The 5,279-nt window shown below is 63.3% G+C and carries 4 protein-coding genes and 1 pseudogene; all 5 read left to right on the top strand.

Translation table 11 applies throughout. The features are described from left to right. Positions 1-982 (top strand): annotated as a pseudogene (locus ENZ75_RS19725) (DNA repair protein RecN); the annotation flags it as partial. A 96-nt stretch (positions 983-1,078) separates the two neighbouring features. Next, entirely contained in the window at positions 1,079-1,258 is a 180-nt protein-coding gene (locus ENZ75_RS19720) for a hypothetical protein (protein ID WP_063168304.1), read from the top strand. A 162-nt stretch (positions 1,259-1,420) separates the two neighbouring features. After that, the gene (ligA, locus tag ENZ75_RS19715; protein WP_063168303.1) at positions 1,421-3,625 is read left to right on the top strand and encodes an NAD-dependent DNA ligase LigA; all 2,205 of its coding nucleotides are present in this window, start codon (positions 1,421-1,423) and stop codon (positions 3,623-3,625) included. Then, positions 3,625-4,317, top strand: a complete 693-nt coding sequence (locus tag ENZ75_RS19710; protein ID WP_063168302.1) for a TIGR02453 family protein — start codon at positions 3,625-3,627, stop codon at positions 4,315-4,317. Before ligA ends, ENZ75_RS19710 begins: the two co-directional genes overlap by 1 nt. Before the next feature lie 157 nt (positions 4,318-4,474). After that, entirely contained in the window at positions 4,475-5,203 is a 729-nt protein-coding gene (locus ENZ75_RS19705) for an AzlC family ABC transporter permease (RefSeq protein ID WP_063168301.1), read from the top strand. Positions 5,204-5,279: the final 76 nt, after the last annotated feature.

Raw genomic sequence — 5,279 nt, 5'->3', positions numbered from 1 at the left:
GGATGTGCTGTCCGGCCCGTCGTCGCCCTTGCCGCAACTGGCCAGCCTGCTGAGGCGGCTGCAACGCAAGGTGACGGAGGCGCCAGGCCTGCTCGACGACGTGGTCAAGTCGCTCGACGAGGCGATGCTGTCGCTCGACGCGGCCCAATCGGGCGTCGAGGCCGCACTGCGCGCCACCGAATATGATCCGCAGCGGCTGGAGAAAGCGGAGGAGCGGCTGTTCTCGTTGCGCGCGGCCTCACGCAAGCACAGCGTCGCCGTCGACGATTTGGCGCAACTGCGCGACACGATGTCGGCCGATCTCGCCGACCTCGACGCCGGCGAGGAACGCCTGCACGGGCTGGAAAAGCAGGCCGCCGCGGCACGCGAGACGTATGACATCGCAGCCGCACAGCTGTCCTCGCTTCGTCATGCGGCGGCGGTCGGCCTGACCAAGGCGGTCATGGCGGAACTGCCGGCCCTGAAGCTCGAACGCGCGGCCTTCATCGTGGAAATGAAGAGCGATGCCGAGAGCCGCATGGAAGAGGGCATTGACCAGATCGAATTCTGGGTGCGCACCAATCCAGGCACGCGGCCCGGGCCGATGATGAAGGTGGCCTCCGGCGGCGAGCTTTCGCGCTTCCTTCTGGCGCTGAAGGTGGCGCTGGCCGACCGTGGCTCGGCGCCGACGCTGGTTTTCGATGAAATCGACACCGGCGTGGGCGGCGCTGTCGCCGACGCCATCGGCCAAAGGCTGGCGCGGCTGTCGAAGCGCGTGCAGGTGCTGTCGGTGACGCACGCGCCACAGGTGGCGGCGCGCGCGGCGACGCATTTCCTGATCTCCAAATCCGGCACCACCGACCGTGTCGCGACCGGCATTGCCGAGATGGACCGGCCGGCGCGGCAAGAGGAGATCGCGCGCATGCTGGCCGGCGCCACGATCACCGACGAGGCCCGCGCCGCCGCCGAGCGACTGCTGCGCGAGAACATCGCGGCGTCCTGATGGCGCATGGTTCGGCAGTGGATCGAAGCAAAGGAAGCCGAGAAGCCAACGGTTCGCGGGCCGTATAAGAAACACTCAGCGGCTTAGGAGAATCCGATGGATTTGGAAGAGGAAACTGTCGAATTGACAAAACTTCTCTCAGGAAAAATGGTGATCCACGTTTGGCGGTTTCGTGCGGCAGAAGTACTGATTGAATTCACAGATGGAACCCGACTGTTCGTCGATGCACGGTCCGACGCGATTGAGTGCTCAGTGACCGATGGGATTTCAGACTGACCCACCACCTACGGTTCGCCGACCAGTGAAAATCCGGGCTTTGCAACAGAGTCAGCATATGGCTCCATCCCGCTGTTTCGGCGTGGTTTTGTCAGAATTCAGCTCCCTTCCATCCGAATCCTGATCTATTGTCCCGGGCCAACAGCAGCCAGGTGCAAAACCATGTCCGAAAAACCAGTCGATGCCCTGACCGAAAGCGAGGCCGAAGCCGAGCTGAAGCGTCTGGCGGAAGTGATCGCCGAGCACGACCGGCGCTACCATACCGAAGACGCGCCTATTATCACCGACGCGGAATACGATGCGCTGGCACGGCGCAACCTTGCCATCGAGGAGCGCTTTCCAGCGCTGGTGCGCGAGGATTCGCCATCGCTCAGGGTCGGTGCGGCACCCGCGGAAGGCTTTACCAAGGTGCGCCATGCGGTGCCGATGCTCAGCCTTGCCAAGGCTTATACCGACGATGACGTCGCCGATTTCATCGAACGCGGCCGGCGGTTCTTCGATCGCGACAAGGAGCTCGACATCGCCTTCACGGCCGAGCCGAAGATCGACGGGCTTTCGGCTTCGCTGCGTTACGAAAACGGTGTGTTCATGCAGGGCGCAACGCGTGGCAACGGCGCCGTCGGCGAAGACATCACCGCCAATTTGAAGACGATTGCCGATATTCCAGCGAGGCTGAAAGGTTCGGACTGGCCCGAAACCATTGAGATCCGTGGCGAGGTCTACATGACCTATGCGGAATTCGAGGCGTTGAAGCAGCGGTCGGCGGCGGTCGGCGGCCAGGACTACGTCAATCCGCGCAACACGGCGGCCGGTTCGCTGCGCCAGAAGGATCCGTCCGTTACCGCCAGCCGCAACCTCAAATTCTTTGCCTATGCCTGGGGCTATACGACAGCGGATCCGGCTCCGACCCAATATGATTCGGTGCAGAAATTCGCCGAGTGGGGGTTCAAGATCAGTCCGCTGATGGTGCGGGCGAAATCGGCCGACGAGTTGATCGCGCATTATCATCGGATCGAGGAGCAACGTTCGGCACTTGGCTATGATATCGACGGCGTCGTCTACAAGGTCGACCAGCTGGAATTGCAGCGCCGATGGGGGTTCGTCACCGGTGAGCCGCGCTGGGCCGTCGCGCACAAATTTCCGGCCGAACAGGCGATGACGACTGTGCAGAAGATCGACATCCAGGTTGGCCGTACCGGCACGCTGGCGCCGGTCGCGCGGCTGGCGCCGGTCACTGTCGGTGGCGTCGTGGTCGAGAATGTCACGCTGCACAATGAGGACTACATCAAGGGCCTGGACAGCACCGGCCAGCCGATCCGCGACGGCATCGACGTGCGCATCGGCGATACGGTGGTGATCCAGCGGGCAGGCGATGTCATTCCGCAGATCGTCAGTGTCGTCATCGACAAGCGGCCGGCCGATGCCGTGCCATACGAATTCCCGCATACCTGTCCGATCTGCGGCTCGCCGGCGACGCGCGAGATCAACGAGAAGACCGGCAAGGAAGATTCCCGCCGCCGCTGCACCGGCGAGCTGATCTGCCCGGCGCAGGCGGTGGAAGGATTGCGCCACTTCGTGTCGCGCGGTGCCCTGGACATCGAGGGGCTGGGGGCCGAGAACATAGATACGTTCTTCAATGCGGGATTGATCAAGACCGCCGCCGATATCTTCACGCTCAAGGATCGCCGTCCGGCCGTCACCAGGGCGCTGGCCGAGCGCCGCGAGGAGCAGGCCAGGCAGCGCGAGGCCGCATCGGGCAAGACACGCAAGAATGTGCGCAGCGTCGAGGATCGCAACTATGAAAGCCTCGACAAGCTGTTCGCGGCCATCGACTCGCGCCGCGAGCCGGAACTCGACCGTTTCATCTTCGCGCTCGGCATCCGCCATATCGGCGAAACGACGGCGGCCGTGCTTGCCCGCACCTTCTCGACCATCGAGGAGCTGATCCGCGTCGGCAAGGAGACAGCGGCCGCGGAGGATCCACATACTGTCTTCCCATCGGTCAACGGCATCGGCGATACGGTGATCGATGCGCTGCGCGGCTTCTTCGGCAATGAGCGCAACGACGACGTGCTTGAGAAGCTGCTCGAGCAGGTCAAGCCGAAGCCGTATGTCGTCACCGTCTCGGCCGACAGTGAGGTCGCCGGCAAGACGGTCGTGTTCACCGGCTCGCTGGAGAAGATGACGCGCTCCGAAGCCAAGGCCATGGCGGAGCGCCTCGGCGCCAAGGTCGCGGGCTCGGTTTCGGCGAAGACGGATCTGGTGGTCGCCGGGCCGGGCGCCGGCTCCAAACTCAAGCTTGCCAGTGAGCTCGGCATCGAGGTGATCGACGAGGATGCCTGGCTGGCGCGGATCGGCAAGGCGTGATGGAAGGCGCATTCAAGGGGTTCGGCCCAAAGGCCATTCCGTTCCTGAAGGCTCTGGATTTCCACCAGAACCGGGAATGGTTCCTGGAGAATCGCGACCTGTTCGAAAAGGAATTGCGCGATCCCTTCGGCGATCTGGTCGACACGCTGACCGAGCGCTTCGCAAAGGCAGGGCTCGGCCTGCGCGGCGACCGCAAGAAGTCGCTGTTCCGGATCAATCGCGACGTGCGCTTCGCCAAGGACAAGCGGCCCTACAACAGGCATTTGTCGGCCATCCTGTCGCCCGACGGCACCAAGATGGAGCAGGGCGTGTTCTACGTGCATGTCGGGCTTGAGCGCTGCTTCGCCGACATTGCGTGGTGGCAGCCGGAGCCGGCGCTGCTGCTGGCGATGCGCAAGGCCATCGCGGCAAAGCCGGGCGAATTCCAAAAGATGGTTGCGGCGTTGAAGAAAAATAGCCTCGAACTCGAGACCGAAGGCCGTATGAAGCGCACCCCACGCGGCTTCGAGCATATCAGCGATGCCGACCTGGCCGCCGCCATCCGCAACCGGCATTTTGTCGTCCAGCATGTCATCGATCCGGCGGGAATCCACACGGCTGATCTGGTCGACGAACTCGTCGATTTCACCTTGCGCGCCAAGCCGCTGCTCGACTGGGGCAGGGCGATCGAGGGCAAGATCCCGAAGGAATAAGCGTCTAACTCAGCCGATCCCGCGATCATTTCCGCTGATCGTTTGGCTCAAGCGAATTCGTGTGACACGGCAAGCCGCGCCACCTACATACCGCGCTTCCCTTGTTGTTGTGCATGTCGTTATCCCCCTTTTGGGCGACATGCATCAGGAGTGGTTGATGGCGACGGACGTAATTTCCGAGAGCGGCGACAGAAGCGATTTCTGGCAAGGCGTGCGGCTGTCGATGCCTGTGGTGGTGGCCTCGGCGCCCTTTGCGGTGCTGTTCGGCGCGCTCGCCGTGGACAATGGCTTCTCGGTCCTGGAAGCCTTTCTGATGAGTGCGCTGGTCTATGGCGGCGCCAGCCAGATGGTCGGCATCCAGCTGTTCGGCCAGCATGTGGCGCCGTGGCTGATCGTCCTGTCGATCTTCGCCGTCAATTTCCGCCACGTGCTCTATTCCGCCGGCATCGGCCGGCGCATCGCGCACTGGCCCCTCATCCAGCAGGCGCTTGGTTATTTCATCCTGACCGATCCGCAATTCGCGGTGGCCGAAGCGCGGGCGCAATCGGGCCGGACGGTCGGCTTTGCCTGGTATCTGGGACTTGGCTTGCCTGTCTATCTGTTCTGGATCCTCGAAAGCGCGCTTGGCGCGCTGTTCGGCAAGCTGATCCCCGACACGCACGCGCTGGGCATCGATTTCCTGCTGCCGATCTATTTCCTCGGTCTCGTGCTGGGCTTCCGCAAGCGGCCTCTGTGGCTGCCGGTGGTCATTGCCAGCGCTGCCGCCTCCATCATCGCCTACAAGACCGTGGGCTCGCCCTGGCATGTCTCGATTGGCGCTGTTGCCGGTGTGCTGCTGGCGGTCATCCTGCCTCCCCACCATAGCGGCGTAAAGGCACGGCCATGAGCACGACCTTCTGGATCATTATCGCCGGCGCAATCGCGACCTATCTGACGCGCATCGGCGGGCACCTGGGGAAATC

It is taken from the genome of Mesorhizobium sp. M7A.F.Ca.CA.002.04.1.1 (assembly GCF_004022805.1).
Classification (GTDB): domain Bacteria; phylum Pseudomonadota; class Alphaproteobacteria; order Rhizobiales; family Rhizobiaceae; genus Mesorhizobium; species Mesorhizobium ciceri.
Note: the sequence above shows the minus strand (reverse complement) of the source record. Positions and strands in the feature narration are given on the sequence as shown.

Bases quoted from the DNA above. Each gene is read 5' to 3' on its own strand.
- ENZ75_RS19720 (WP_063168304.1), top strand. From the start codon at position 1,079: ATGGATTTGGAAGAGGAAACTGTCGAATTGACAAAACTTCTCTCAGGA.
- ENZ75_RS19705 (WP_063168301.1), top strand. From the start codon at position 4,475: ATGGCGACGGACGTAATTTCCGAGAGCGGCGACAGAAGCGATTTCTGG.
- ligA (WP_063168303.1), top strand. From the start codon at position 1,421: ATGTCCGAAAAACCAGTCGATGCCCTGACCGAAAGCGAGGCCGAAGCC.
- ENZ75_RS19710 (WP_063168302.1), top strand. From the start codon at position 3,625: ATGGAAGGCGCATTCAAGGGGTTCGGCCCAAAGGCCATTCCGTTCCTG.